General features: G+C 71.8%; 18 protein-coding genes and 3 pseudogenes. 11 read left to right on the top strand and 10 right to left on the bottom strand.

Features of this window, described 5'->3' with window-relative positions; translation table 11 throughout:
• Nucleotides 1-39 precede the first annotated feature (39 nt).
• Complete coding sequence (locus ACWZEH_RS08830; RefSeq protein WP_456197179.1) at nucleotides 40-1,794, bottom strand: NAD+ synthase; 1,755 nt, start codon at nucleotides 1,792-1,794, stop codon at nucleotides 40-42.
• Nucleotides 1,795-1,962: 168 nt separating this feature from the next.
• Here ACWZEH_RS08830 and ACWZEH_RS08825 point away from each other — a divergent pair, with 168 nt between their 5' ends.
• Complete coding sequence (locus ACWZEH_RS08825) at nucleotides 1,963-2,424, top strand: RrF2 family transcriptional regulator (RefSeq protein WP_456197177.1); 462 nt, start codon at nucleotides 1,963-1,965, stop codon at nucleotides 2,422-2,424.
• Between the two features lie 31 nt (nucleotides 2,425-2,455).
• Here ACWZEH_RS08825 and ACWZEH_RS08820 read toward each other — a convergent pair.
• Nucleotides 2,456-2,770 (bottom strand): annotated as a pseudogene (locus ACWZEH_RS08820) (ferredoxin reductase domain-containing protein); the annotation flags it as partial.
• Nucleotides 2,771-3,022: 252 nt separating this feature from the next.
• Between ACWZEH_RS08820 and ACWZEH_RS08815 the strand changes: the two are divergent.
• Nucleotides 3,023-4,384 (top strand): glutamine synthetase family protein, encoded by a 1,362-nt coding sequence (locus ACWZEH_RS08815; RefSeq protein WP_384015140.1) that lies wholly within the window; start codon nucleotides 3,023-3,025, stop codon nucleotides 4,382-4,384.
• 89 nt (nucleotides 4,385-4,473) lie between these two features.
• Here the strand turns inward: ACWZEH_RS08815 and ACWZEH_RS08810 are convergent, their stop codons facing one another.
• Genes ACWZEH_RS08810 through ACWZEH_RS08800 form a run of 3 tightly spaced genes read right to left on the bottom strand, consistent with a single transcriptional unit; the run spans nucleotide 4,474 to nucleotide 6,162 of the window.
• Entirely contained in the window at nucleotides 4,474-5,124 is a 651-nt protein-coding gene (locus tag ACWZEH_RS08810; protein WP_456197175.1) for a DUF3618 domain-containing protein, read from the bottom strand.
• Complete coding sequence (locus tag ACWZEH_RS08805) at nucleotides 5,100-5,519, bottom strand: phage holin family protein (RefSeq protein ID WP_456197173.1); 420 nt, start codon at nucleotides 5,517-5,519, stop codon at nucleotides 5,100-5,102. Before ACWZEH_RS08805 ends, ACWZEH_RS08810 begins: the two co-directional genes overlap by 25 nt.
• Nucleotides 5,520-5,529: 10 nt before the next feature.
• Nucleotides 5,530-6,162, bottom strand: a complete 633-nt coding sequence (locus tag ACWZEH_RS08800) for a hypothetical protein (protein WP_456197171.1) — start codon at nucleotides 6,160-6,162, stop codon at nucleotides 5,530-5,532.
• 307 nt (nucleotides 6,163-6,469) lie between these two features.
• Between ACWZEH_RS08800 and ACWZEH_RS08795 the strand changes: the two are divergent.
• Nucleotides 6,470-6,709: pseudogene (locus tag ACWZEH_RS08795) on the top strand (glutamine synthetase); the annotation flags it as partial.
• 238 nt (nucleotides 6,710-6,947) lie between these two features.
• Here the strand turns inward: ACWZEH_RS08795 and ACWZEH_RS08790 are convergent.
• Together ACWZEH_RS08790 and ACWZEH_RS08785 are read right to left on the bottom strand one after the other, a co-directional pair.
• Nucleotides 6,948-7,394 (bottom strand): VOC family protein, encoded by a 447-nt coding sequence (locus tag ACWZEH_RS08790; RefSeq protein ID WP_456199508.1) that lies wholly within the window; start codon nucleotides 7,392-7,394, stop codon nucleotides 6,948-6,950.
• 71 nt (nucleotides 7,395-7,465) lie between these two features.
• Nucleotides 7,466-8,017: a pyridoxamine 5'-phosphate oxidase family protein gene (locus tag ACWZEH_RS08785; protein WP_456197169.1), complete on the bottom strand. Its 552-nt coding sequence runs from the start codon at nucleotides 8,015-8,017 to the stop codon at nucleotides 7,466-7,468.
• Between the two features lie 212 nt (nucleotides 8,018-8,229).
• On the opposite strand from ACWZEH_RS08785, the gene ACWZEH_RS08780 reads away from it, so the two are divergent.
• Nucleotides 8,230-11,232 carry a bifunctional [glutamine synthetase] adenylyltransferase/[glutamine synthetase]-adenylyl-L-tyrosine phosphorylase gene (locus tag ACWZEH_RS08780; protein ID WP_456197167.1) on the top strand — a complete coding sequence of 1,001 codons (3,003 nt, stop codon included), beginning with the start codon at nucleotides 8,230-8,232 and terminating at the stop codon, nucleotides 11,230-11,232.
• A 20-nt stretch (nucleotides 11,233-11,252) separates the two neighbouring features.
• On the opposite strand, the gene ACWZEH_RS08775 is transcribed toward ACWZEH_RS08780, so the two are convergent.
• Together ACWZEH_RS08775 and ACWZEH_RS08770 are read right to left on the bottom strand one after the other, a co-directional pair.
• Nucleotides 11,253-12,281 (bottom strand): phosphatase PAP2 family protein, encoded by a 1,029-nt coding sequence (locus tag ACWZEH_RS08775; RefSeq protein WP_456197165.1) that lies wholly within the window; start codon nucleotides 12,279-12,281, stop codon nucleotides 11,253-11,255.
• Between the two features lie 239 nt (nucleotides 12,282-12,520).
• Nucleotides 12,521-13,291 (bottom strand): response regulator, encoded by a 771-nt coding sequence (locus ACWZEH_RS08770; RefSeq protein ID WP_456197163.1) that lies wholly within the window; start codon nucleotides 13,289-13,291, stop codon nucleotides 12,521-12,523.
• A gap of 108 nt (nucleotides 13,292-13,399) precedes the next feature.
• Between ACWZEH_RS08770 and ACWZEH_RS08765 the strand changes: the two genes are divergently transcribed.
• Entirely contained in the window at nucleotides 13,400-15,007 is a 1,608-nt protein-coding gene (locus ACWZEH_RS08765) for a sensor histidine kinase (protein ID WP_456197161.1), read from the top strand.
• Nucleotides 15,004-16,209 carry a PP2C family protein-serine/threonine phosphatase gene (locus tag ACWZEH_RS08760; protein ID WP_456197159.1) on the top strand — a complete coding sequence of 402 codons (1,206 nt, stop codon included), beginning with the start codon at nucleotides 15,004-15,006 and terminating at the stop codon, nucleotides 16,207-16,209. The genes ACWZEH_RS08765 and ACWZEH_RS08760 overlap by 4 nt, the downstream gene beginning before the upstream one ends.
• Nucleotides 16,210-16,496: 287 nt before the next feature.
• Here the strand turns inward: ACWZEH_RS08760 and ACWZEH_RS08755 are convergent, their stop codons facing one another.
• Nucleotides 16,497-17,531 carry a LacI family DNA-binding transcriptional regulator gene (locus tag ACWZEH_RS08755; RefSeq protein WP_456197157.1) on the bottom strand — a complete coding sequence of 345 codons (1,035 nt, stop codon included), beginning with the start codon at nucleotides 17,529-17,531 and terminating at the stop codon, nucleotides 16,497-16,499.
• A 472-nt stretch (nucleotides 17,532-18,003) separates the two neighbouring features.
• Between ACWZEH_RS08755 and ACWZEH_RS08750 the strand changes: the two genes are divergently transcribed.
• The 5 genes and pseudogenes from ACWZEH_RS08750 to ACWZEH_RS08730 all read left to right on the top strand — a co-directional run.
• The gene (locus ACWZEH_RS08750; protein ID WP_456197156.1) at nucleotides 18,004-19,275 is read left to right on the top strand and encodes an extracellular solute-binding protein; all 1,272 of its coding nucleotides are present in this window, start codon (nucleotides 18,004-18,006) and stop codon (nucleotides 19,273-19,275) included.
• A gap of 97 nt (nucleotides 19,276-19,372) precedes the next feature.
• A complete protein-coding gene (locus ACWZEH_RS08745; protein WP_456197154.1) occupies nucleotides 19,373-20,377 on the top strand; it encodes a carbohydrate ABC transporter permease in 1,005 nt (334 codons plus the stop codon).
• A gap of 13 nt (nucleotides 20,378-20,390) precedes the next feature.
• On the top strand, nucleotides 20,391-21,308 hold the full coding sequence (locus ACWZEH_RS08740; RefSeq protein ID WP_456197152.1) for a sugar ABC transporter permease: 918 nt from the start codon (nucleotides 20,391-20,393) through the stop codon (nucleotides 21,306-21,308).
• A gap of 159 nt (nucleotides 21,309-21,467) precedes the next feature.
• Nucleotides 21,468-23,162, top strand: coding sequence for a glycoside hydrolase family 13 protein (locus ACWZEH_RS08735; protein ID WP_456197151.1), 1,695 nt, complete (start codon nucleotides 21,468-21,470; stop codon nucleotides 23,160-23,162).
• Nucleotides 23,163-23,364: 202 nt separating this feature from the next.
• Nucleotides 23,365-23,579: pseudogene (locus ACWZEH_RS08730) on the top strand (GNAT family N-acetyltransferase); the annotation flags it as partial.
• Nucleotides 23,580-23,776: the final 197 nt, after the last annotated feature.

The following is a 23,776-nucleotide window of genomic DNA, read 5'->3' as shown; positions in this document are numbered from 1 at the left end:
GGGCGCGAGTCCGTGGGGCCGCCCCGTGCGTGGGGCCGTCTACTCCCGCCAGCCGCTCGTGATCGGCAGCCGGCGGTCCTTGCCGAAGCCCTTCGGGGAGATCTTCGTCCCCGGCGGGTACTGCTGCCGCTTGTACTCGGCCCGGTCGACCATCCGCAGTGTCCTCTTCACCAGTTCCACGTCGAACCCGGCCGCGACGATCTCGTCCGCGCCCCGGTCCCGGTCCACGTACAGGTCGAGGATCGCGTCGAGGACGGGATAGTCCGGCAGCGAGTCCGTGTCGACCTGGCCCGGCCGCAGTTCCGCACTCGGCGGCTTCACGATCGAGTTCTCCGGGACGGGCGGGGTCTCGCCGCGCGCCGCCGCCGACCGGTTGCGCCATTGGGCGAGCCGGAACACCGACGTCTTGTAGACGTCCTTGATGGGCCCGTACGCCCCCACCGAGTCGCCGTACAGCGTCGAATACCCGACCGCCAGCTCCGACTTGTTGCCCGGCGCCAGGACGAGGTGGCCCTCCTGGTTGGAGATCGCCATGAGCATCGTGCCGCGAAGCCGGGACTGCAGGTTCTCCTCCGCCAGCCCGGAGAGTCCCAACGCCCCCATGTACGCGTCGAACATCGGCTCGATGGAGACGGTCCGGAGGTTCAGCCCCGTCCGCCGCGCCAGTTCCGCCGCGTCGCCCCGGGAGTGGTCCGAGGAGTACTTCGAGGGCATGGACACGCCGTAGACGTTCTCCGCGCCCACCGCGTCGCAGGCGATCGCGGCGACGAGCGCCGAGTCGATCCCGCCGGACAGACCGATCAGCACCGACTCGAAGCCGTTCTTCACGACGTACGCCCGGAGCCCCACGACCAGCGCCGAGTACACCTCCTCGTCGTCGTCGAGCGGCTGCGCGGACGACCCGTGCAGCTCGGGCGCGTACGCGGGCAGCGGTGCCTCGGACAGGACGACGCGGTCGATCCGCAGCCCGTCGTCGACGACCTCACCGGCCGGCGGCGCGTCCGCGGCCGCCCGCGGGAGGTCGAGGTCGAGCACCATGCACGCCTCGGTGAACTGCGGCGCGCGCGCCACGACGTCGCCGTCACGGCCGACGACGATCGAGTCCCCGTCGAAGACCAGTTCGTCCTGCCCGCCGGTCATCGCGAGGTAGGCGGTCGTGCAACCGGCCTCCTGGGCCCGCTTGCGGACCAGTTCGAGCCGGGTGTCGTCCTTCTCCCGCTCGTACGGCGAGGCGTTGACGGAGAGCAGCAGCCCGGCCTTCGCCGACCGCGCGGCCGGGACCCGGCCGCCGTCCTGCCACAGGTCCTCGCAGATGGCGAGGGCGACGTCCACGCCGTGCAGCCGCAGGACGGGCAGGGTCTCGCCCGGCACGAAGTACCGGAACTCGTCGAAGACCCCGTAGTTCGGCAGATGGTGCTTGGCGAAGCTCAGTACGACCTCGCCGCCGTACAGCACGGCCGCGGCGTTGCGCGGCGCACCGGCCGGCTGGCCGTACTTCGGCTGGGCGGCGGCGCTGCGGTCGAGGTAACCGACGAGCACGGGCAGCTCCCCGAAGCCCTCCTCGGCGAGGCGCGCGGCGAGGGAACGCAGGGCCTCGCGGGAGGCCTCCACGAAGGACGATCTCAGCGCGAGGTCCTCGACGGGATACCCGGTCAGCGCCATCTCCGGGAACGCCACGAGGTGGGCTCCCTGTTCGGCACACTGCCGGGTCCGGCGGACGATCGTGTCGGCGTTGCCGGCGAGGTCGCCGACACGCGAGTCGATCTGATTCAGAGCGAGACGAAGTTGAGGCACGCGGCCCAGTGTAATCGTCAACTCGACGCTATGGGGTGGGGCGGGCGGGGGGTGAGCCGTGGATCACCCTGAGCCGGGCCGCCGGGCCGCCGGGCCGTCGCACGGGGCGGCTTACGGCTTACGGCGGATAATTTGAAGACGAGATGCGCATTACCTACCCTCCCCGGTATGAGGCTGCTGCGCTCCACCGACCTGGCCCTGCGGGTCCTGATGCGCCTCGCCGTGGCCGCAAAGGACTCCCAGCCGACGACGCGTGATGTCGCCGGGGCCATGGGCGTGCCGTACACCCATGCCGCGAAGGTCGTCGCCGAACTCCAGCACATGGACCTGCTCACCGCCCGGCGCGGCCGGGGCGGCGGCCTCACCCTCACCGAGCGGGGCCGTACCGCCTCGGTCGGCGCCCTGGTGCGGGCCTTCGAGGGCGAGGGTGACGTCGTCGACTGCGAGGGCGCGGCCGCGTCCGGCACGGGCACGCCCTGCCCGCTCCGGTCCGCCTGCCGGCTGCGCGGCGCGCTGCGGCGGGCCCAGGAGGCGTTCTTCGCCTCGCTGGACCCGCTCACCGTGTCGGACATCGCCGCGAGCCCGACGGGCCCGCTGCTGCTGGAGATCTCCCGCGCCCCTCGGCCGTAGTCCGCGGCCGTGCGGGGCGAGCTCGGCCCTGCTCGGCCAGCCAGAGGTCCGGGCCGAACACCTCGTAGTGGATGTCGGCCGGCGCGACGCCCTTGCCGATCAGCTGCTCCCGCACCGTCCGCGTGAACGGCAGCGGACCGCACAGGTACGCCCGCGTACCCGCCGCGACCGGTACGCCGGTGAGGTCGACGTAGCCGGTGGAGGCGCCGGCCGGGACGTCCTGCTCGTACCAGAGGTGCACCGCCGCGTCCGGCAGCTTCGCCGCGTACGCCTCGTGGTCGGCGCGCAGGGCGTGGTCGGCGGGGGAGCGGTCGCCGTGCACGACGGTGACCGGGGCGTCGTAGCCGTGGTCGCGGATCGCATACGGGCCCCTCCGTGACGAACCCGGGCCCGAGCGGGCAGGATGGGCCGCAGGGTGATACGCCTGGCGCGGACGGGCCCTTCGCACCGCTGTGGAAGCCCGTGGGACGATCAAGGTCGGCAACACGCGCGAAACCCGGATGTGGTGGGATGGCCGAAGTGCCCGACCGCCGCCCGAGGAGGCCACCCGGTGCGGGAGAGACTGGCGGCCTGACCGGCGAGGATGGGGAAGCGGAAGATGGACAAGCAGCAGGAGTTCGTGCTCCGGACGTTGGAGGAGCGCGACATCCGGTTCGTACGGCTGTGGTTCACGGACGTGCTGGGCTTCCTGAAGTCCGTGGCCGTGGCCCCGGCCGAGCTGGAGCAGGCGTTCGACGAGGGCATCGGCTTCGACGGCTCCGCCATCGAGGGCTTCGCCCGGGTGTACGAGTCCGACATGATCGCCAAGCCCGACCCGTCGACGTTCCAGGTCCTGCCGTGGCGCGCCGAGGCCCCCGGCACGGCCCGCATGTTCTGCGACATCCTGATGCCGGACGGCTCCCCGTCCTTCGCCGACCCGCGCTACGTCCTCAAGCGCGCGCTGGCCCGCGCCTCCGACCAGGGTTTCACCTTCTACACCCACCCGGAGATCGAGTTCTTCCTGCTGAAGGACAAGCCGGTCGACGGCAGCCGCCCGACCCCGGCGGACAGCTCCGGCTACTTCGACCACACCCCGCACAACGTGGGCATGGACTTCCGCCGGCAGGCGATCACCATGCTGGAGTCGATGGGCATCTCGGTGGAGTTCTCCCACCACGAGGGCGCCCCCGGCCAGCAGGAGATCGACCTCCGCTACGCGGACGCGCTGTCCACGGCCGACAACATCATGACGTTCCGTCTGGTCATGAAGCAGGTGGCGCTGGAGCAGGGCGTGCAGGCCACGTTCATGCCGAAGCCGTTCTCGGAATACCCGGGCAGCGGCATGCACACGCACCTGTCCCTCTTCGAGGGCGACCGCAACGCGTTCTACGAGTCGGGCGCCGAGTACCAGCTCTCCAAGGTCGGCCGCTCCTTCATCGCGGGCCTGCTGCGGCACGCGGCGGAGGTCTCCGCCGTCACCAACCAGTGGGTCAACTCCTACAAGCGCATCTGGGGCGGCTCCGAGCGCACCGCCGGCGCCGGCGGCGAGGCCCCCTCGTACATCTGCTGGGGCCACAACAACCGCTCGGCCCTGGTCCGCGTCCCGATGTACAAGCCCGGCAAGACCGGCTCGGCCCGCGTCGAGGTCCGCTCGATCGACTCCGGCGCCAACCCGTACCTGACGTACGCGCTCCTCCTGGCCGCCGGCCTGAAGGGTGTGGAGGAGGGCTACGAACTCCCGCCCGGCGCCGAGGACGACGTCTGGGCGCTCTCCGACGCCGAACGCCGCGCCCTCGGCATCGAGCCCCTCCCGCAGAACCTCGGCGAGTCCCTCACCCTGATGGAACGCAGCGACCTGGTCGCCGAGACCCTCGGCGAACACGTCTTCGACTTCTTCCTGCGCAACAAGCGCCAGGAGTGGGAGGAGTACCGCTCCGAGGTCACGGCCTTCGAACTGCGCAAGAACCTGCCGGTGCTGTAACGCGCGCAGGGAGCCCTGGTCCCGGCCCGTACGCGGTCCGCGGAACAGGGCTCCCTGCGGCCTTTGGCGGGGCCGGGGCGTTGCCGGTCCTACCCCTTGAGGTTCCGGCCGGAGTCACGTGCCTGCTCGGTGACCTCACCGGTCCGGCCGCGTGCCTCGTCCTGGGTGGTGCGTGCGGCCTGCGCCGCGGTGTCCTTCACCTCCGCGGCCGCGCTCTGCGTCACCTCCCGGGCGCCTTCCTTGAGGTGCTGCGCGGACTCCGCGGCGGCCTCCTTCACCGGCTGCAGGGCCTCGCCGCCGCGCTCCATCAGCTCGGTGGCCTTCTGCTGCTCGGTCCGGGACGCGGGCACCATCGAGGACGCCAGCAGACCGACGCCGAAGGCGACCAGGCCGGCGGCCAGCGGGTTGCCCCGGGTCTGCCGGCGGGCCATGTCGGGCGCCTGCTGCACGGCGTCTCCCGCCTGTCCGGCCGCGGCGCGAGCCGAATCGGTCGCCTTCCCGGCGCCTTCCTGCACCGAGCCGGCCGCCGACTGCGCGGTGCTCGTCACACCGTGCGCGGACTGCGACGCGGTGCCCATGACCCGGTCGCGGACGCCCGACACCCTGTCGCGCATCCGGTCCGCGCGGCGGCGCACCACCCGGCCGGGGCTGGTCCGATCGGCCAGCTGGTCCACGTTCGTGGAGAGTTGTTCGCGAGTGGCCTCTATCTCGGCCCTCACCTGGTCGGGTGACGTGCCCATTCCGCGTTCTCCTTCATGGTCTCGACGGTCTGCTCGGGCTTCGGGGAGACGGTGCGCATCCGCGCGCGGCCCTTCTGGTACAGCACGGCCGCGACGACGGCCCACACCGCGGCGACGATCAGTGCGGCCCAGCCCCCGTCCATCACATTGGCCAGCCCCAGTACGGCGGCCAGCGACAGGAACAGCAGCACCAGGTAACCGGCGAAGCCGGCGCCGCCGTACATCCCGGCGGCCTTGCCCGCCCTGGCCCCCTCCTCCTTGATCTCGGCCTTCGCCAGCTCGACCTCCTGCCGGAACAGGGTCTGGAGGTCGGAGGTCACGCCGGCGAGAAGCTCGCCCACGGACTGCTCCTGCTCCGGCTCCTGCGGCTCGGTCGAGCCGGGCACGGGTGACATGGAGGACATCTCACACCTCCGGGTACGCGCGACCCGGTGCACCGGCCGGCGGGGGACCCGGGGGCAGCGGCTGGGTGGGGGGCGCGCCCCGCCCGTCCCACCCCTGCGACCCGGAGGTCTGCTCCTGCCCGGACCCGTCGGATTGCGACGGGGTCCGGGAGGCGGCGCCCGACGCCTTCGCCAGCCGCCCGACGGCCAGTCCGGCCAGCAGCGCGCCGCCGAGGAAGGCCCCGGGGCGCCGGCGGGCGAAGCTCTGGAGGTCGGAGACGAGACCCTGGGCGCCCTGCTCCTCCAGGTAGTCGGCGGCACGGCGGCCCCGGTCGGCCGCCTGGGCCGCGAAACCACGGGCGGCGGAGTCGTTCTCGGCGTGGTCGGCGAGGTCGGCGAGGTCGCCCGCCCATCCCCGCAGTGTTTCGGCCGCGCGCCTGCTCTGCCCCTCGGCCTCCTCCATCGCCCGGCTCCGCAGGTCGTGGACGGCGCTCCCGGCCTGCTGCCGGGCCTCGCCCGCCACAGTCCGGGCCTGCTCCGCCGCGGTGTCCGCGACCTGGCCCGCGGCCTGCTTGGCCTGACCGGCCGTCGCGGAGGCCTCTGTCCTGACCTTTTCTCCGGTATCCCTGGTTCCGGTGTGTACGGACTCACTCATCGGCGGCTTCTCCTCATCGGATGTCCTGCGTGAGGTCCCGTGTCCCGGACGCCCCGGCGCCTGCCGGAAGTCGTACACCGGGCATCCCACGTGACCGTCCGTCCCGTCACGAGTGGCCATTCGTGGGCATTTGACACGTTTCGCCCGTATGGAATTTCGGCTGGAGGCCGCCGGGCCGACCCCGGCCGGTCGGCCTCGAGGACGTCCGCCCGGGCGGACGACGGCGCGATGACTCCATCGCGGGCCCGCCTCGGCACGCGGCGGAGGTCTCCGCGGTCACCGACCGGGAAGGGGCGACCCCTACCAGCTCGTCCGGGGCGGCTCGGCCCGCGTGGAGGAGGGCCACGGCCTCCCGCCCGGCGCCGAGGACGACGTCCGGACCCGCTCCGACGCCGACTCCGAACGACGTGCCCCCGGCATGGAACCCCTCCCGCGGAACCTCGGCGAGCACGTCCTCGACCTCCTCCCGCGCGACAAGCGCCAGGAGTGGGAGGAGTACCGCAGCGAGGCCACGGCCTTCGCACCGTGGAAGAACCTGCCGGTGCTGTGCCGCTCCGCCGCGGCGCCCGGGGGTGGGAGCACCGGCTCCCACCCCCGGCCCGCCCTCCGAGGACGTCCGCCCACGCGGCCGGGGCGAGGACGACGGCGGGGGGACGGCCGCCCCGACGCAGTCGTTCGGGACTTGCGGGCTGCGCGTCCGGCAGGCGGGCGGTACGGCTGCTCGCGCATCCTTTCCGACGATCCCCGATCGTGTCACCGGCGCCGGCGGGTGCCCCCGCCGTGCCCTACTCCTGACGTCCCGCCGCCTCCGCCAGCAGCTTGTGCAGGGGCTCCGTCGCGCGGCGGCGGTACTCCTGGACCGCCCAGCCGTTGCCGTCCGGGTCCTTGAAGTACATGAACGTCGCGCCGTCGTCCGGGGTGTACACGACCGGTTCGGAGATCTCCAGGCCGCGGGCGGTCAGCTCCGCGTGGGCCGCCTTGATGTCGGCGACGCACAGCTGCAGGCCCTGGTACGAGCCCGGGGCCGGGCGGGCGTCGCCCGCCATCTCCCAGATGCCGTCGCCCAGTGCGATCGAACAGCCGGAGCCCGGAGGCGTCAGCTGGACGATGCGCATGCCCGGCATGACCTCCTGGTCGATGTCGACGTGGAAGCCGACCTTGTCCCGGTAGAAGTCCCTGGCCCGGTCGATGTCGCTGACGGGCAGCGGAAGCACTTCGAGGGTCATGGCCATGTTCATCGGGGTTCCTCCGGCTGAGTCGGTGCGTTCGGTGCGTTCGGTGCGTTCGGTTCGGGCTCCCGGCGTCACGCGAACCGCCATCTGGTCTGGCTGAACGGCTCGCCCTTACCGAAGCCGAAAACCGTGCGCGGCGCCACCGAGAACACGACGGCGTGTCCCGGCCCGTGGTGGAAGAGGCCGTCCCGCACTTCGAAGTGCCAGAAGCTGCCGTACTTCGCCTCCCAGGCCGCCGCCAGTTCGCGCAGCCGGCCGTCGTCGGCGACCCGTACGGCCTCGCCCTCCACCGTCAGGTCGTAGCCCTCGTTCCACGTGTTGGTGCCGGTGGTCAGGACGACGTGCGGGTTCGCCTCCAGGTTGCGGGCCTTGCGCTCCTGTGGCCCGGTGCAGAAGTGCAGCGCGCCGTCCGACCAGACGGCGGGGAGCGGGGTGACGTGGGGACGGCCGTCGGGGCGGACCGTCGAGATCCAGAAGAGCTCCGCCGCGGCGAGCCGCCCCTGCGCCTCGGCCCAGGGGAGCGCGGTCGCCTCCGGGTCGCTGTAGCGCGGGTCGAGACGGGCCTCGGGGGAGGCGGGAGAGTCGGAAGTCCCGTTCGTCGGGGGTGGTGGTGTGTCGGTCATGACGGCCTCACCGGTCGGGGTCGGGGTGACGGGGGAGTTCCTCCCCGGAGGGTTTGACCCCGCCCGCCCCCGGAACTCATCGCGCACCGCACGGCCGTCGCGCCCACCGTCCCGGGCCGGGTCGTGGCGGGGCGGATAGGCTCGTCGCCTGTACGGGCCGGTGACGGGCCGGTGATGGGCCCGAGGCGGGCCGAGGACCGAGGGAGACCGGGATGACGTCGGTGCCGGGGCGCAGGAGCAGTACCTTCACACGGCTGCTGCGGCACGGCTTCACCGACCCGTCGGCGGCCGAGCGGCTGCTGGAGGGCCCCGAGCTGGCCGCGGTGCGCAACGACCCGGTACTCCTCGAGGCGCTCGGCGGCACCGCCGACCCCGACCTCGCGCTGCTGGGACTGGTCCGGCTGCTGGAGGCGCAGACCGGCGCCACCGGCCGGCAGGAGCTGCTGGACACGCTGATCGCCGCCAAGCCGCTGCGCGACCGGCTGCTCGGCGTGCTCGGCGCCTCCGAGGCCCTGGCCGACCATCTCGCCCGGCACGCCGACGACTGGCAGGCGCTCGTCACGTACGAGGCGCGGGACCTGCACCCCGGCGTGACCGAGTTCGAGCACGGTCTCGCCGCCGCCACCGACGCCGTGTCGCTGCGCGTCGCCTACCGGCGGTGCCTGCTGTCCATCGCCGCCCGCGACGTCTGCGGCACCACCGAGGTGTCCGAGTCCGCCGCCGAACTCGCCGACCTCGCCACCGCCACCCTGCGCGCCGCCCTCGCGCTCGCCGAGGCCGCCGCGCCCGAGGACACCGCCCTGTGCCGGCTCGCGGTGATCGCGATGGGCAAGTGCGGCGGACACGAGCTGAACTACGTGTCGGACGTCGACGTCATCTTCGTCGGCGAGGCGGTGAACGGCGCCGACGAGGACAAGGCACTGCGCGCCGCCACCCGGCTGGCCTCCCACATGATGCGGATCTGCTCCGAGAACAACGTCGAGGGCACCATCTGGCCCGTCGACGCCAACCTGCGGCCCGAGGGCCGCAACGGCCCCCTCGTCCGCACCCTCGCCTCGCACCGCGCGTACTACCAGCGCTGGGCCAAGACCTGGGAGTTCCAGGCGTTGCTCAAGGCCCGCCCGGTGGCCGGCGACCCCGCCCTCGGCGAGGAGTACGTCGCAGCCCTCCGCCCCCTGGTGTGGCAGGTCGCCGAACGGGAGAACTTCGTCGCCGACGTGCAGAAGATGCGCCGCCGGGTCATCGACACCATCCCCACCGCCGAGGTCGACCGCCAGCTCAAGCTCGGCCCCGGCGGGCTGCGCGACGTCGAGTTCGCCGTACAGCTGCTCCAGCTGGTGCACGGCCGCACCGACAGCTCCCTGCGCAGCGGCACCACGCTCGACGCGCTGGGGGCCCTCGCCGCCGGCGGTTACGTCGGCCGCGCCGACGCCGCCCAGCTCGACGGCGCCTACCGCTTCCTGCGCTCCCTGGAACACCGCATCCAGCTCTTCAAGCTGCGCCGCACCCATCTGGTCCCGGAGGACGACGCGGACCTGCGCCGCATCGGCCGCTCCCTGGGCCTGCGCACCGACCCGGTGACGAGCCTGGTCCGCGAGTGGCGGCGGCACGCCTCCGCCGTACGGCGGCTGCACGAGAAGCTGTTCTACCGGCCGCTGCTCGACGCGGTCGCCCAGCTCGCCCCCGGCGAGGCCCGGCTCAGCGCCGTGGCCGCCCGCGAACGGCTGGTCGCCCTCGGCTACGCCGACCCGGGCGCCGCCCTGCGCCACCTGGAGGCGCTGGCGTCCGGCGTGACCCGCAAGGCGGCCATCCAGCGGACCCTGCTGCCCGTACTGCTCGGCTGGTTCGCCGACTCCGCCGACCCGGACGCCGGCCTGCTGAACTTCCGCAAGGTCTCCGACGCGCTCGGCAAGACCCCCTGGTACCTGAGGCTGCTGCGCGACGAGGGCGCCGCCGCCGAGAACCTCGCCCGGGTCCTGTCCGCCGGACGGCTCGCCCCCGACCTGCTGATGCGCGCCCCCGAGGCGGTGGCCCTGCTCGGCGACGGTGAGGCCGGCGGCCTCAGTCCCCGCTCCCGTGCCCACCTGGAACAGGAGATCCTCGCCGCCGTCCGCCGCGCCGACGGCGCCGTCCAGGCGGTCACCGCCGCCCGCGGGGTCCGCCGCCGCGAGCTGTTCCGCACCGCCGCCGCCGACATCGTCGGCTCCTACGGCACCGAGTCCCAGCCCGCCGAGGCCGACCAGGGCGCCCTGGTCGACCTGGTCGGCGGCGCCGTGTCGGACCTGACCGCGGCCACCCTCGCCGGTACGCTGCGCGCGGTCGTCCGGGAGGGGTGGGGGGACACCCTCCCCACCCGCTTCGCGATCATCGGCATGGGCCGCTTCGGCGGCCACGAGCTGGGCTACGGCTCCGACGCGGACGTTCTGTTCGTCCACGAACCGCGCGACGGCGTGGACGAACGGGAAGCGGCCGACGCCGCCGGCAAGGTCGTCTCCGAGATGCGCCGCCTGCTCCAGATCCCCAGCGCCGACCCGCCCCTGCTCATCGACGCCGACCTGCGCCCCGAGGGCCGGTCCGGGCCGATGGTCCGCACCCTGAAGTCGTACGAGGCGTACTACCGGCGCTGGTCCCTGGTGTGGGAGCGGCACGCGCTGCTGCGCGCCGATCCGGTCGCCGGTGACGAGGACCTCGGCCGTCGCTTCGTCGAGCTGATCGACCCGCTGCGCTACCCGCCCGCCGGAATCGGCGAGGACGACGCGCGCGAGATCCGGCGTCTGAAGGCCCGCATGGAGTCCGAGCGGCTGCCGCGGGGCACCGACCCCAAGCTGAACGCCAAGCTCGGTCCCGGCGGCCTGTCCGACGTGGAGTGGACCGTGCAGCTGACCCAGCTGCGGCACGCCGCGCACGAGCCGGGGCTGCGTACCACCCGCACCCGTGAGGCGCTGGCGGCCGCCCAGGCGGCCGGGCTGATCCCCGCGGACGAGGCGGCCGTCCTCGACGAGGCCTGGGTGCTGGCCACCGGCGTGCGCAACGCGGTCATGCTGGTCCGGGGCCGGGCCGGGGACACCTTCCCCACCGACCCGCGGGAACTGGCCGCCGTCGGCCGCTACCTCGGTCACGGTCCCGGCCATGTGGGCGACATGCTCGACGCGTACCGGCGCACGGCCCGCAGGGCACGGGGCGTGATGGAGGAGCTGTTCTACAGCGGGTCGTAGACCCCGCGGTGCGGGACGCCTCAGTGGCGCGGGGCCGCCTTTGGCGCCTGCGTGCGGGCGGACGCGCCCGCGGTGGGGGGACCGTCCGGTGCCTTAGGGGTACGAGGGCCCACCACGCCCGTGCTCCCGCCGCCCGTGCCCCGGCTGCCGCCGTCCGCCACCACGACGGCCCCGCCCGTGCCGGGCCGGCCCGGGAAACCACTGAGCCGGCCGCCCCCGTCCCGGCCGTCCGGTACCCCTCGCGGCAGCGCGTACGGCCTGCTCCCGTACCAGAGGGTCGCCAGCGCGTAGCCGAAGGCGAGGCAGAGCAGGCCGCCCACCGCGTCCAGCCAGAAGTGGTTGGCGGTGGCGACGATGACCACCAGCGTGCCCGCCGGGTAGAGCAGACCCAGGACCCTCGCCCACGGGACCGTCGCCAGCGCGAACACGGTCAGCCCGCACCACATCGACCAGCCGATGTGCATCGAGGGCATCGCGGCGTACTGGTTGGACATGTTCTTCAGATCGCCGGAGGCCATCGAGCCCCAGGTCTCGTGGACCACCACGGTGTCGACGAAGCCGCCCCCGGGCATCAGGCGCGGCGGGGCGAGCGGGAACAGGTAGTAACCGGCCAGGGCGACGGCGGTGGTCGAGAACAGCACCAGCCTGGTCGCCGCGTAACGCCCGGGATGACGACGGTAGAGCCACACCAGGACACCCAGCGTGACCACGAAGTGCAGGGTGGCGTAGTAGTAGTTCATGCCGACGACCAGCCAGGTCACCGAGTTCACCGCGTGGTTGACCGACTGCTCGAAGGCGAGACCGAGTTGCCGCTCCAGGTCCCAGAGCCAGTCCGCGTTGCGCAGCGCCTTCGACCTCTGCTCCGGCACCGCGTTGCGGACGAGCGAGTACGTCCAGTAACTCACCGCGATCAGCAGGATCTCGAACCACAGCCGCGGACGGCGGGGGGTGCGCAGACGACGCAGGAGTCCTTGCCCCGTCCCGTCCTCGACGGGGTGCGCTGCGGCCTGGTCCCGGCCATCCAGCGTGGTCACCCTCGTTTTCCCCATGGGCACAGAGTCTGCCAGAAAAGCCCCACCCGCAGATCATCCTACGGTCGGGGCGGCCCCGCACGTTCTCTCCGGGAAGGAGCACCGCCGCCTCATCCTGGAGCAGGGTGCGAGGACCGGCCGCCTGCGACCTGGGAAGGACACGGCGCCCCGGACGGGCTCCGGGCGGATGCGCGGCGTCACGGCTCCCCGGGCGCGGCCGGAGCCTGCTCCCGGGGAAGCCGTGGCGCCGGACCGGTTCAGGGGCGGGGACGGGTGGCGGTGTCGAGGTAGAAGGCGTCGATGCTCTGGACGGCCTGCTCGAACTCCTCCAGGTTGACGGGCTTGGTCACGTAGGCGTTGGCGTGACTGCTGTACGCGCCCGTGACGTCGTCCGGTGCGGTGGACGTGGTCAGGACGACCACCGGGATCGTCTGCAGGTCGTCGTCGTTCTTCAGGACCTTGAGCAGATCGCGGCCGTTCATCCGGGGCATGTTCAGGTCGAGGACGATGAGGTCGGGTCGCGGGCTGTCCGGGGCCCGCAGGTGTTCCAGCGCGGCGACCCCGTCGGTGACCTGGACGAGGTTGCGGGCTCCGCGCTCGGAGAGGGCTTCCTCGATGAGCATGGCGTCGGCAATGTCGTCTTCGACCAGCAGGACGTCGAAGGGGCGGGCGGGGGTGGTCATTGTCGGATGCTCCGTGGGTTTCTCGGGGGAATGGTGGAAAAGCCCCGGCCAGCGGCGCCGGGCGCCCTGCCGGGTCATACCGCAGGCGGCACCGATCTGCGGGTAACCGGCACCGGCGCGGGCGGCAGCCACGGCCGCTTCCTGCTGGAGCCGTTCAGCGGCCTGCTTGAGGTGATCCAGCACGTGGAGCAGAGCCAGGGCCTGTGCCGGGTCGTCCGGCGCCGGGTGCGAGGGGGCTCCCAGAAACCGGCGGGCGAGGCGCTGCGCGAGATCACCGACGGCCGCGTCCGTGAGGGAGGCGGCCTCCTGCGGGGTGATCCACGGTACGAAGTCCTTGCCAGGCATGTCCGGAACTCTAGGACCCGGAGCCGCTCCGCGACAACAAGGGTTGTCACCCTCTAAAGTGTGCTGGCCCAACTTTCACACGACTGCCACACCGAGGAGCCCCCCACGATGACCGTCGACGAGAGGCGATCGCACACGCGAGGCTTTTCCACGTGGACGACCAAGCGGTGGCTTCGCGTGGGGACGGCCCTTTCCCTCGTGGTCCTCACCCTGCTCGGAGCAGCGGGCGCATGGGTCCTGGGGCGGACCGAGTCGATCAGTGACGAACTGGTGGACGTGCGCGCCTCCGCGCTGACCGTCGCGATCCGTCTGGAATCGGCCGTGCTCAACCAGGAGACCGGAATCCGCGGCTACGGGCTCACCGGCATACCGGAGTTCCTCACTCCCTATGAGGAGGGTCTCACCGAGCAGGAGGCGACCGTCGCGCAACTCACCGAGCTGCTCGAGGACGATCCCACGGGCCTGGACGACCTGAGGACCGTGCAGGACACCGTGGCGACGTGGCAGGAGAAAGTCGCCCGGCCCGTCGCCACCGCGCCCGCCGGCTCACCCTCGCCGACGGCCACCCAGCGGGCGACGGAGGGCAAGGCGGCCTTCGACGACGTACGTGCCGCCCTGAGCGGCCAGCAGGAACAGCTGCGCGCGGACCTCGCACGGGTGAGGGACGACCTGGTGAGGACGATGGCCCTGAGGAACGGGGTGTTCAGCGCCATCGCGGTGCTCATCGTCGTCCTCACGGCTCTGATCTTCGAGGGACTGCGCAGGGGCATCAACACGCCGCTGGAGCGGCTCGGCGCGGACGCCCGCGCCGTCACCGGCGGCGACTTCGAGCATCCCATCAGCCCGACCGGTCCCGCCGACCTGCGGCGCCTCAGCCGTGAGATCGACTTCATGCGAAAGCGTCTCGTACGGGAACTGGCCCTCAGCGAGGACACACGGCAGCGTCTGGACGCGCAGGCCGCGGACCTCCAGCGCTCCAACGCCGAGCTGGAGCAGTTCGCGTACGTGGCCTCCCACGACCTGCAGGAGCCGCTGCGCAAGGTCTCCAGCTTCACCCAGCTCCTCCAGCGGCGCTACGGAGGGCAGCTCGACAGCCGGGCCGACCAGTACATCGACTTCGCGGTCGACGGGGCGAACCGCATGCAGACCCTCATCAACGACCTGCTCGACTTCTCCCGGGTCGGGCGGCTGCACAACGCCCACGAGAGCGTCGATCTGGGCGAGGTGCTGGAACGGACCCTGTCCGCGCTGAGCGTCGGCATCGAGGAGGCCGGAGCGGAGATCACCCACGACCCGCTGCCGACCCTGGTCGCCGACCCCACCCAGCTGGGCATGCTCTGGCAGAACCTGGTGGGCAACGCCGTCAAGTTCCGCCGCCCGGGCGAAACGCCGAAGATCCACATCACGGCGGCCCCGGAAGGCGAACTGTGGCGGTTCACCGTCACCGACAACGGCATCGGCATCGCACCGGAGTACGCCGACAAGGTGTTCGTGATCTTCCAGCGGCTGCACACCAAGGACACCTACACCGGGAGCGGAATCGGCCTCGCGATGTGCAAGAAGATCGTCGAGTTCCACGGGGGCACCATCCAGGTCGATCCGGAGTACGACGACGGCGCACGCATCGTCTTCACCCTCGCGCCCCGGCCGCCGGAGAGCCCCGTCCCGCCCACCGTGCCGGAGGCCGTCCCCGCCGACGCGGAACCCGTGCGATGACGACGGACACGCCGGCCGTGCCGGAGGCGCCCTCCGAGGGGTCGGTGTACCGCATCCTGCTGATCGAGGACGACGCGGGCGACGCCCTGCTCGTGGAGGAACTCCTCCACGACACGGGGATGCGGTTCGCGCTGACCACCCGGACCACTCTGGCCGAGGCGCGCGCCGAGCTGGCCGGCAGTCCGATCGACTGCGTTCTCCTCGACCTGCACCTGCCCGACGTGGCGGGCGTCGACGCGGTCACGGCCGTGCGGGGGCTGGCCCCGCACACCGCGGTGATCGTCCTGACCGGGCTGTCCGAGGACCGGGCGGGCACCGAGGCCATGGCCGCCGGAGCACAGGACTACCTCGTCAAGGGCAAGGTCGAGGCGGACCTGCTGCGAAGGGCGCTGCGCTACGCCGTCTACCGGAGCCGGACGGAACGCGCGAGTGCCGAGGCCCAGGCCACCCGGCTGCGGGCGGAGGAGAACGCCCGTCTGGAACGCGGCCTGCTGCCCCAGCCGATGCTCGACACCTCCACGGTGAGGGTGACGTCCCGCTACCTGCCCGGTGCCGAGATGGCCCTGCTCGGCGGGGACTTCCTCGACGTGGTGGAGGGGGACGACGGGCTGCTGCACGCCGTCGTGGGCGACGTCAGCGGGCACGGTCCCGACGCCGCGGCGCTGGGTGTCTGTCTGCGGATCGCGTGGCGCTCCCTGGTACTCGGCGGGTACCGCGGAGACGACCTGCTGCACCTGATGGAACGCATCCTGATCGCCGAACGCGACAGCCAGCACCTGTTCGCCACCTGCACTCTCCTCACCCTCGACCAGCGCTCCGGCACCGCCGTCCTCCACCTGGCCGGCCACCACGAGCCCCTCCTCACCACGGCCGGGGGAACCCGGGAGGTGAGCGCCGAACACGGCATCGCCCTGGGCATCGTCCCCGGAGACGGCAGCTGGCCCTCCACCGTCGTTCCGCTCCCGGCCGCCGGGGCCCTGACCGTCTACACCGACGGCCTCATCGAAGGGCACAACGGGACGAAGGGCGAGCGGCTCGGCGTCGAAGGGCTGCTCGCGCTGATCGGGAACCTGCCCCCGGCGGATCCGGAGGACCACGTCGACCTCCTCATCAAGGAAACCCACGCCCTGAACGCCGGCCGGCACTCCGACGACCTGGCCGTGCTCCGCCTCGACTGGGGCGACCTGCCCGCCGACCGCTGAGGGCCCCGTGCGCCGGCAGCGGCCCGGCGGCCGCGACGCCGTCCGCGGGACGGGCGGCACGAGCGGTCCGGCGGCTGTCGGCGCCGCGCTCCGACCGGGCCTGCCCGGCGGATCGGGGCCGGGGTGGGCAGCGGCGGCTCTCCCGCCGGGGCGAGCGGGGCCGGTGCGTGCGGGTGCAAGACGCGGGAGGGCGACGGTACCGCGCGGTCGGGGGCGCCCCCGGCCGAAGGGCCCGGGGAAGTGCGCGCCGCGGTCCCCGCCTCTTCGGTGTGCCCCGCCGGGCGGCTCTAGGAACGGCTCCGGTCCCCGGGGGCCGAGGCCGTCGAGCCGCGGACCACCAGCTCCGGCATGAACACGAACTCGCTGTGCGGGGCGGGCGTCCCGCCGATCTCCTCCAGCAGGGTGCGCACCGCGGCCTGGCCCATCGCCGGGACCGGCTTGCGGACCGTGGTCAGCGGCGGGTCGGTGAAGGCGATCAGCGGGGAGTCGTCGAAGCCGACCACGGAGATGTCCGTCGGCACCTCGAGACCGCGCTGCCGGGCCGCCCGTATCGCACCCAGCGCCATCATGTCGCTGGCGCACACCACCGCCGTGCACCCGCGGTCCATGAGCGCGTCGGCGGCGGCCTGACCGCCCTCCAGGGTGTACAGGGAGTGCTGGACCAGCTCGGTCTCCACGGCCCGGGCGTCCAGGCCCAGTTGGTCCTGCATGGCGCGTGCGAAGCCCTCGATCTTGCGCTGCACGGGCACGAACCGCTTCGGTCCGAGCGCCAGCCCGATCCGGGTGTGCCCGAGGGAGGCGAGGTGGGTGACCGCGAGTGCCATCGCCGCCCGGTCGTCGGGGGAGATGAACGGCGCCTGCACCTGCGGCGAGAAGCCGTCGACCAGTACGAACGGCACGCCCTGGGCGCGCAGTCGCTCGTAGCGCTGCATGTCGGCCGTGGTGTCCGCGTGCAGGCCGGAGACGTAGATGATGCCGGCCACCCCGCGGTCGACGAGCATCTCCGTCAGCTCGTCCTCCGTCGACCCGCCCGGGGTCTGGGTGGCCAGGACCGGTGTGTAGCCCTGGCGGGTCAGCGCCTGCCCGATGACCTGGGCCAGGGCCGGGAAGATCGGGTTCTCCAGCTCGGGAGTGATCAGCCCCACCAGGCCCGCGCTGCGCTGCCGCAGCCGCACCGGGCGTTCGTAACCCAGGACGTCGAGGGCGGCGAGGACGGACTGGCGGGTGGTGGCGGCGACGCCCGGCTTGCCGTTGAGCACGCGGCTGACGGTCGCCTCGCTCACCCCGGCCTGAGCAGCGATGTCGGCAAGACGTGTGGTCACAGCACCGGACCCTATCGGCCGCCCCACTCCTTGCACACCGGCCGGACGCCTGGTGCGTGCCGTCGAACGGCCCGTCGTGGGCTGCTGCGTCATCGCGGTCCCTCATGTCGTGGTCGGCATGTCGTACTCGACACGTCGTGCTCGGCGTCCGTACCGCAACGGATGATTCCCCCGACGGAAACGGATGGCAAGTACTTGCAGAGTCTTGCACAACTGTCCGAACCTCCGTCCTGGCGCCGGAAACCCGGCGGTGGCACGGTGATCGGGGCGCCGCGGGGAGGGGGCGTGGAGCGGTCACGACGGGGTAACCGTCGGGCTTTCTTGCAAAATTTTTCAGCAAGGTCTTTCGAATCGGTTGCATCGCTGTTACGTTCACGTCGCCCGGCGGCCCCATCGGCGCGGTCGGCACGTAGGCAGGACGGCAGACGGGGCCGACCTGCGTGACACGGGCTTTCACCCTCAAGGAGAACTCATGCGGCGTGGCATAGCGGCCACCGCGCTGGTGGCGTCCCTCGCCCTCACGGCGACGGCCTGCGGCGGAGACAGCGACAGCGGCGACTCGGCGGACGGCCCGGTCACCATCACCTGGTGGGACACCTCCAACGCGACCAACGAGGCGCCGACGTACCAGGCCCTGGTCGAGGAGTTCGAGGCCGCCAACAAGGACGTCAAGGTCAAGTACGTCAACGTCCCCTTCGACCAGGCGCAGAACAAGTTCGACACCGCCGCCGGTTCCAAAGGCGCCCCCGACGTGCTGCGCTCCGAGGTCGGCTGGACCCCCGCCTTCGCCAAGAAGGGCTTCTTCCTGCCGCTGGACGGCACCGAGGCGCTGAAGGACCAGGCGGAGTTCAAGTCCAACCTGATCGAGCAGGCCACCTACGAGGACAAGGTCTACGGCGTCCCGTTCGTCACGGACACGCTCGCGCTGGTCTACAACAAGGAACTCTTCGAGAAGGCCGGCGTCGAGGCCCCCAAGACCTGGGACGACCTGAAGAAGGCCGCCGCCACCATCAAGGACGAGACCGGCGTCGACGGCTACTGGGGCTCCACCGCGGGTTACTACGCGCAGCCGTTCCTCTACGGCGAGGGCACCGACATGGTCGACGCCGACGCCAAGAAGATCACCGTCAGGTCGCCCGAGGCCGAGAAGGCCTACGGCACCTGGCTGGACCTCTTCGACGGCAAGGGCCTGCACAAGGCCGACACCACCGCCGACGCCTACACCCACATCCAGGACGCGTTCGTCAACGGCGAGGTCGCCGCGATCATCCAGGGCCCGTGGGAGATCACCAACTTCTACAAGGGCTCGGCCTTCAAGGACAAGGACAACCTGGGCATCACCACCGTCCCGGCCGGCTCCACCGGCACGGCGGGCGCCCCGACCGGCGGTCACAACCTCTCCGTCTACGCCGGCTCCGACGCCGCGAAGCAGGAGGCCGCGCTGAAGTTCGTGAACTTCATGACCTCGGCCGCCTCCCAGGAGACCATCGCCCTGAAGAACTCCACGCTGCCCACGCGTGACGACGCCTACACCGGCAAGGTCAAGGCCGACCCGGGCATCGCCGGCTACCAGACGGTCCTCGAGGCCGCCCAGCCGCGCCCGGCCCTGCCCGAGTACAGCTCGCTGTGGGTTCCGATGGACGACGAACTGCCCCAGATCGCGGGCGGCAAGGAGTCCCTGGACAAGGGTCTGGGCGACGCCGAGACCGCCATCGCCAAGCTGGTGCCGGACTTCAGCAAGTAGAGCCCGCGTGGCCGCCGGGCCCCTCTCCGGGAGGGGAGGACCCGGCGGCCACCGGCCTGTGTGCCGAACCCCTTGAACATCCAGAAGGTGCCGAACCATGACAGTCGCCATCGACCGTGCGACCGGCAAGCGCAGCGGTGACCGCCCGCCCCGCGCCGGCCGGACCGGCCGCCTGAAGCAGGCCTACCAGAAGCACTGGTACGCGTTCGCCATGATCGTGCCCGTGGTCGTCGTGCTCGGCGTCCTCGTGCTGTATCCCCTGGCGTACGGCTTCTACCTCACCCTCACCGACGCCAACAGCCTCAACTCGGCCCGCACCATCGGCGTCAACGAGATCGAGGCCACGTACAAGTTCATCGGTCTGGACAACTACGCCGACATCCTCTGGGGCGAGACGGCGTACGACCGCTTCTGGTCGCACTTCGTCTGGACGATCGTCTGGACGGCGGCCTGCGTCGGCCTGCACTACACCATCGGTCTGGGCCTCGCCCTGCTGCTCAACCAGAAGCTGCGCGGCCGCACCTTCTACCGGCTGATCCTCATCCTGCCGTGGGCCGTGCCGACCTTCGTCACCGTCTTCGGCTGGCGTTTCATGCTCGCCGACAGCGGCATCATCAACTCGGGCCTGGAGTCCCTGGGCCTGCCGACACCGCTGTGGCTCGAGGACACCTTCTGGCAGCGGTTCGCCGCGATCATGGTCAACACCTGGTGCGGCGTGCCGTTCATGATGGTCTCCCTGCTCGGCGGGCTCCAGTCGATCGACGGGACCCTGTACGAGGCGGCCGAGATGGACGGCGCGAGCGCCTGGCAGCGGTTCCGCCACGTCACCCTGCCCGGCCTGCGCTCGGTCAGCTCCACCGTCGTGCTGCTCGGCATCATCTGGACCTTCAACCAGTTCGCCGTCATCTTCCTGCTGTTCGGCAACACCGCGCCGGACGCGCAGATCCTCGTCACCTGGGCGTACCAGCTCGGCTTCGGGCAGCAGCCGCGCGACTTCGCACAGTCCGCGGCCTACGGCATGCTGCTGCTGGCCATCCTGATCGTCTTCACCTCCTTCTACCGCCGCTGGCTGAACCGCAATGAGCAGCAGCTCGCGATCTGAGGCAGGAGCCCCCATGAGCACCCTCGACACCCCACCGTCAGCAGTGGTGACGGGCACGCCGGCCGGGAGGAGCGCGCCCCGCCGGCCCGGGACACGGCGGCGCGGTGAGGTCAGCCGCGGCGGAGCCCTCGGTTCGCACGGCATCCTGATCGTGGCGAGCGTCGTCGCCCTGTTCCCGGTCGCCTGGCTGGTCTTCCTGTCCCTCGGCCCGGACAAGGACGACTATCTGCGCCCCGGCGGCATCTGGGGCAAGATGACGCTGGACAACTACGCGTTCGTGCTGCAGGAAACGAACTTCTTCGACTGGCTGAAGAGTTCGCTGATCGTCTCGCTCGGCACGACCGTCATCGGCGTCCTGGTCGCCGCCACCACCGGGTACGCGGTCTCCCGGATGCGGTTCCCCGGGTACAAGAAGTTCATGTGGGTCCTGCTGGTCACCCAGATGTTCCCGGTGGCCGTCCTGATGGTCCCGATGTACCAGATCCTGTCCGACCTTCAGCTGATCGACACCTACTTCGGCCTCATCCTCGTCTACTGCTCGACCGCGGTGCCGTACTGTGCGTGGCTGATGAAGGGCTATTTCGACACCATTCCGTTCGAGATCGACGAGGCGGGCCGGGTCGACGGGCTGTCCCCGTTCGGCACGTTCGTGCGGCTGATCCTGCCGCTCGCCAAGCCGGGCCTGGCGGTCGCCGCCTTCTACAGCTTCATCACCGCGTTCGGCGAGGTCGCCTTCGCCACGACGTTCATGCTGGACGACGAGAAGTACACGCTCGCCGTCGGTCTGCAGAGCTTCGTCAGCGAGCACGACGCCCAGCGCCACCTCATGGCCGCCACCGCGGTCCTGATCGCGATACCCGTCTCCGCGTTCTTCTACCTCGTGCAGAAGAACCTGGTGGCCGGCCTCACCGCGGGCGGCACGAAGGGCTGACGCCCTCCGTACGAGGACTCCCGCGCGCCGCGGCGCGCGGGGAGGCGGTCGCGGTGCACGAACATCCGACCCCGCCGGCACCGCGGCCGCCTCGTCTCCCGCCCCCGCGCCCTCGGCCCCACTCGCCTCCCTGACCGACCCCACGTACTCAAGGACGACATGAGCCAGCAGCACGCCGCCGCCCAGGCCCCGACCTCCACGACCGACGCTGCCGTCGCCACCGTCGCCAGGCGCCACGACTGGTGGCGGGACGCGGTGATCTACCAGGTGTACCCGCGCAGCTTCGCCGACAGCAACGGCGACGGCATGGGCGACGTCGAGGGCATCCGCTCCCGCCTGCCGTACCTGCGCGACCTCGGGGTGGACGCCGTGTGGCTCAGCCCCTTCTACGCCTCCCCGCAGGCCGACGCCGGCTACGACGTCGCCGACTACCGCGCCGTCGACCCCATGTTCGGCACCCTGCTCGACGCGGACGCGCTGATCCGGGACGCCCACGACCTGGGCCTGCGGATCATCGTCGACATCGTGCCCAACCACTCCTCCGACCAGCACGAGTGGTTCAAGCGGGCCCTCGCCGAGGGCCCCGGCTCGGCCTCGCGCGACCGCTACCACTTCCGGCCCGGCAAGGGCGCCGGCGGCGAACTCCCGCCCAACGACTGGGAGTCGATCTTCGGCGGCCCCGCCTGGACCCGGGTCACCGAGCCCGACGGCACCCCCGGCGAGTGGTACCTGCACCTCTTCGCGCCCGAGCAGCCCGACTTCAACTGGGACCACCCGGCCGTCGGCGACGAGTTCCGCTCCATCCTGCGGTTCTGGCTGGACATGGGCGTGGACGGCTTCCGCATCGACGTCGCGCACGGCATGGTGAAGGCCGAGGGCCTGCCGGACCTGGGATCCCACGAGCAGCTGAAGCTGCTGGGCAACGATGTCATGCCGTTCTTCGACCAGGACGGCGTCCACGACATCTACCGCCAGTGGCGGCTCATCCTCGACGAGTACTCCGGCGAGCGCATCTTCGTCGCCGAGGCCTGGACCCCGACCGTCGAGCGCACCGCGAACTACGTCCGCCCCGACGAACTGCACCAGGCCTTCAACTTCCAGTACCTGGGCACCCACTGGGACGCCGAAGAACTGCGCGAGGTCATCGACCGCACCCTGGACGCGATGCGCCCGGTGGGCGCCCCCGCCACCTGGGTGCTGTCCAACCACGACGTCACCCGGCACGCCACCCGCTTCGCCAACCCGCCCGGCCTCGGCACCCAGATCCGGCTGCCCGGCGACCGGGAACTGGGCCTGCGCCGGGCCCGCGCGGCGACGCTGCTGATGCTGGCGCTGCCCGGCTCCGCGTACGTCTACCAGGGCGAGGAGCTGGGCCTGCCGGACGTCGTGGACCTGCCGGACGAGGTGCGCCAGGACCCGGCGTACTTCCGGGGCGCGGGCCAGGACGGCTTCCGCGACGGGTGCCGGGTGCCGATCCCGTGGACCCGCGACGGTTCCTCGTACGGCTTCGGGGGCGGCGGCAGCTGGCTGCCGCAGCCGGAGGGCTGGGGCGAGCTGAGCGTCGAGGCGCAGACCGGAAAGGCCGGTTCGACCCTGGAGCTGTACCGGAGTGCGCTCGCCGTGCGCCGGGACCAGGCCGGCCTGGGCGCGGGCGACGCGGTGGAGTGGCTGGCGGCCCCCGAGGGCGTACTCGCCTTCCGCCGCGGGGAGTTCGTGTGCGTCGCGAACACCACGGGCCAGGCGGTGACCACCCCGGCGTACGGGCGAGCGCTGCTCGCCAGCGGTGACGTGGAGGGGGCGGACGGCCAGGTGAAGGTGCCGGGAGACACGACGGTGTGGTTCACCACGGGCTGAGGCCTCACGGGCCGGGCACAGGGTCCGCCGCTCCCCGGCCGGGGAGCGGCGGACCCTGTGCCCTGTGCCGGTGTTACCTGCTGCGCTGCCACGATTATCTAGGGCTGTCAACCTCTGCTGCAGATCAGCGTGCTGACTTGAAGTAAGGCAAGTCAGGCAAGTTGGTGAAGGACCACCCTGGAACTCGATGCGATACGCATGCTTCGCGTTCCTCCACCGCCAGATGCAGGAGGGCACTGTCGGCCCCGTCCTCCCCGTCACCGAGGGCGGCCGGGTGTCCGGGGCGATCGGGCCCATGGAGGCCACGGCGCCGACTACCAGCTCCTGCAGACCGAAATCGGCGGAGCAGCCTCCGACCGCCTCTGCCGAGCCGAAGGACTCCACTCCCTCGGCTTCGTCTGCACCGCCAAGCTCTAACCCGCCCCGCGAGGGGGAGAAGCGCTCACCGGCACGGACGCGGTCTGCCCCGGCTGACGCCCCAACCGTGCTGATCAATGCCGTTCAGTGTCAACACCGCGCATATTGCGACGACTTGCTGCCTTCTGGCTTCCGGAGCCGCTGATGAATGAGCGGGCGAGCCTGGCGAGCCGCGCCGAAAAGCCAGGACTGGGTCC

This window comes from Streptomyces yamdrokensis, assembly GCF_053890455.1.
Note: the sequence above shows the minus strand (reverse complement) of the source record. Positions and strands in the feature narration are given on the sequence as shown.

Coding starts and splice junctions, on each gene's coding strand:
- ACWZEH_RS08765 (WP_456197161.1), top strand. CDS start 13,400: ATGACCGTCGACGAGAGGCGATCGCACACGCGAGGCTTTTCCACGTGG.
- ACWZEH_RS08745 (WP_456197154.1), top strand. CDS start 19,373: ATGACAGTCGCCATCGACCGTGCGACCGGCAAGCGCAGCGGTGACCGC.
- ACWZEH_RS08740 (WP_456197152.1), top strand. CDS start 20,391: ATGAGCACCCTCGACACCCCACCGTCAGCAGTGGTGACGGGCACGCCG.
- ACWZEH_RS08810 (WP_456197175.1), bottom strand. CDS start 5,124: ATGGGCACGTCACCCGACCAGGTGAGGGCCGAGATAGAGGCCACTCGC.
- ACWZEH_RS08825 (WP_456197177.1), top strand. CDS start 1,963: ATGAGGCTGCTGCGCTCCACCGACCTGGCCCTGCGGGTCCTGATGCGC.
- ACWZEH_RS08770 (WP_456197163.1), bottom strand. CDS start 13,291: ATGCCTGGCAAGGACTTCGTACCGTGGATCACCCCGCAGGAGGCCGCC.
- ACWZEH_RS08775 (WP_456197165.1), bottom strand. CDS start 12,281: ATGGGGAAAACGAGGGTGACCACGCTGGATGGCCGGGACCAGGCCGCA.
- ACWZEH_RS08760 (WP_456197159.1), top strand. CDS start 15,004: ATGACGACGGACACGCCGGCCGTGCCGGAGGCGCCCTCCGAGGGGTCG.
- ACWZEH_RS08735 (WP_456197151.1), top strand. CDS start 21,468: ATGAGCCAGCAGCACGCCGCCGCCCAGGCCCCGACCTCCACGACCGAC.
- ACWZEH_RS08785 (WP_456197169.1), bottom strand. CDS start 8,017: ATGACCGACACACCACCACCCCCGACGAACGGGACTTCCGACTCTCCC.
- ACWZEH_RS08750 (WP_456197156.1), top strand. CDS start 18,004: ATGCGGCGTGGCATAGCGGCCACCGCGCTGGTGGCGTCCCTCGCCCTC.
- ACWZEH_RS08780 (WP_456197167.1), top strand. CDS start 8,230: ATGACGTCGGTGCCGGGGCGCAGGAGCAGTACCTTCACACGGCTGCTG.
- ACWZEH_RS08790 (WP_456199508.1), bottom strand. CDS start 7,394: ATGGCCATGACCCTCGAAGTGCTTCCGCTGCCCGTCAGCGACATCGAC.
- ACWZEH_RS08815 (WP_384015140.1), top strand. CDS start 3,023: ATGGACAAGCAGCAGGAGTTCGTGCTCCGGACGTTGGAGGAGCGCGAC.
- ACWZEH_RS08805 (WP_456197173.1), bottom strand. CDS start 5,519: ATGTCACCCGTGCCCGGCTCGACCGAGCCGCAGGAGCCGGAGCAGGAG.
- ACWZEH_RS08800 (WP_456197171.1), bottom strand. CDS start 6,162: ATGAGTGAGTCCGTACACACCGGAACCAGGGATACCGGAGAAAAGGTC.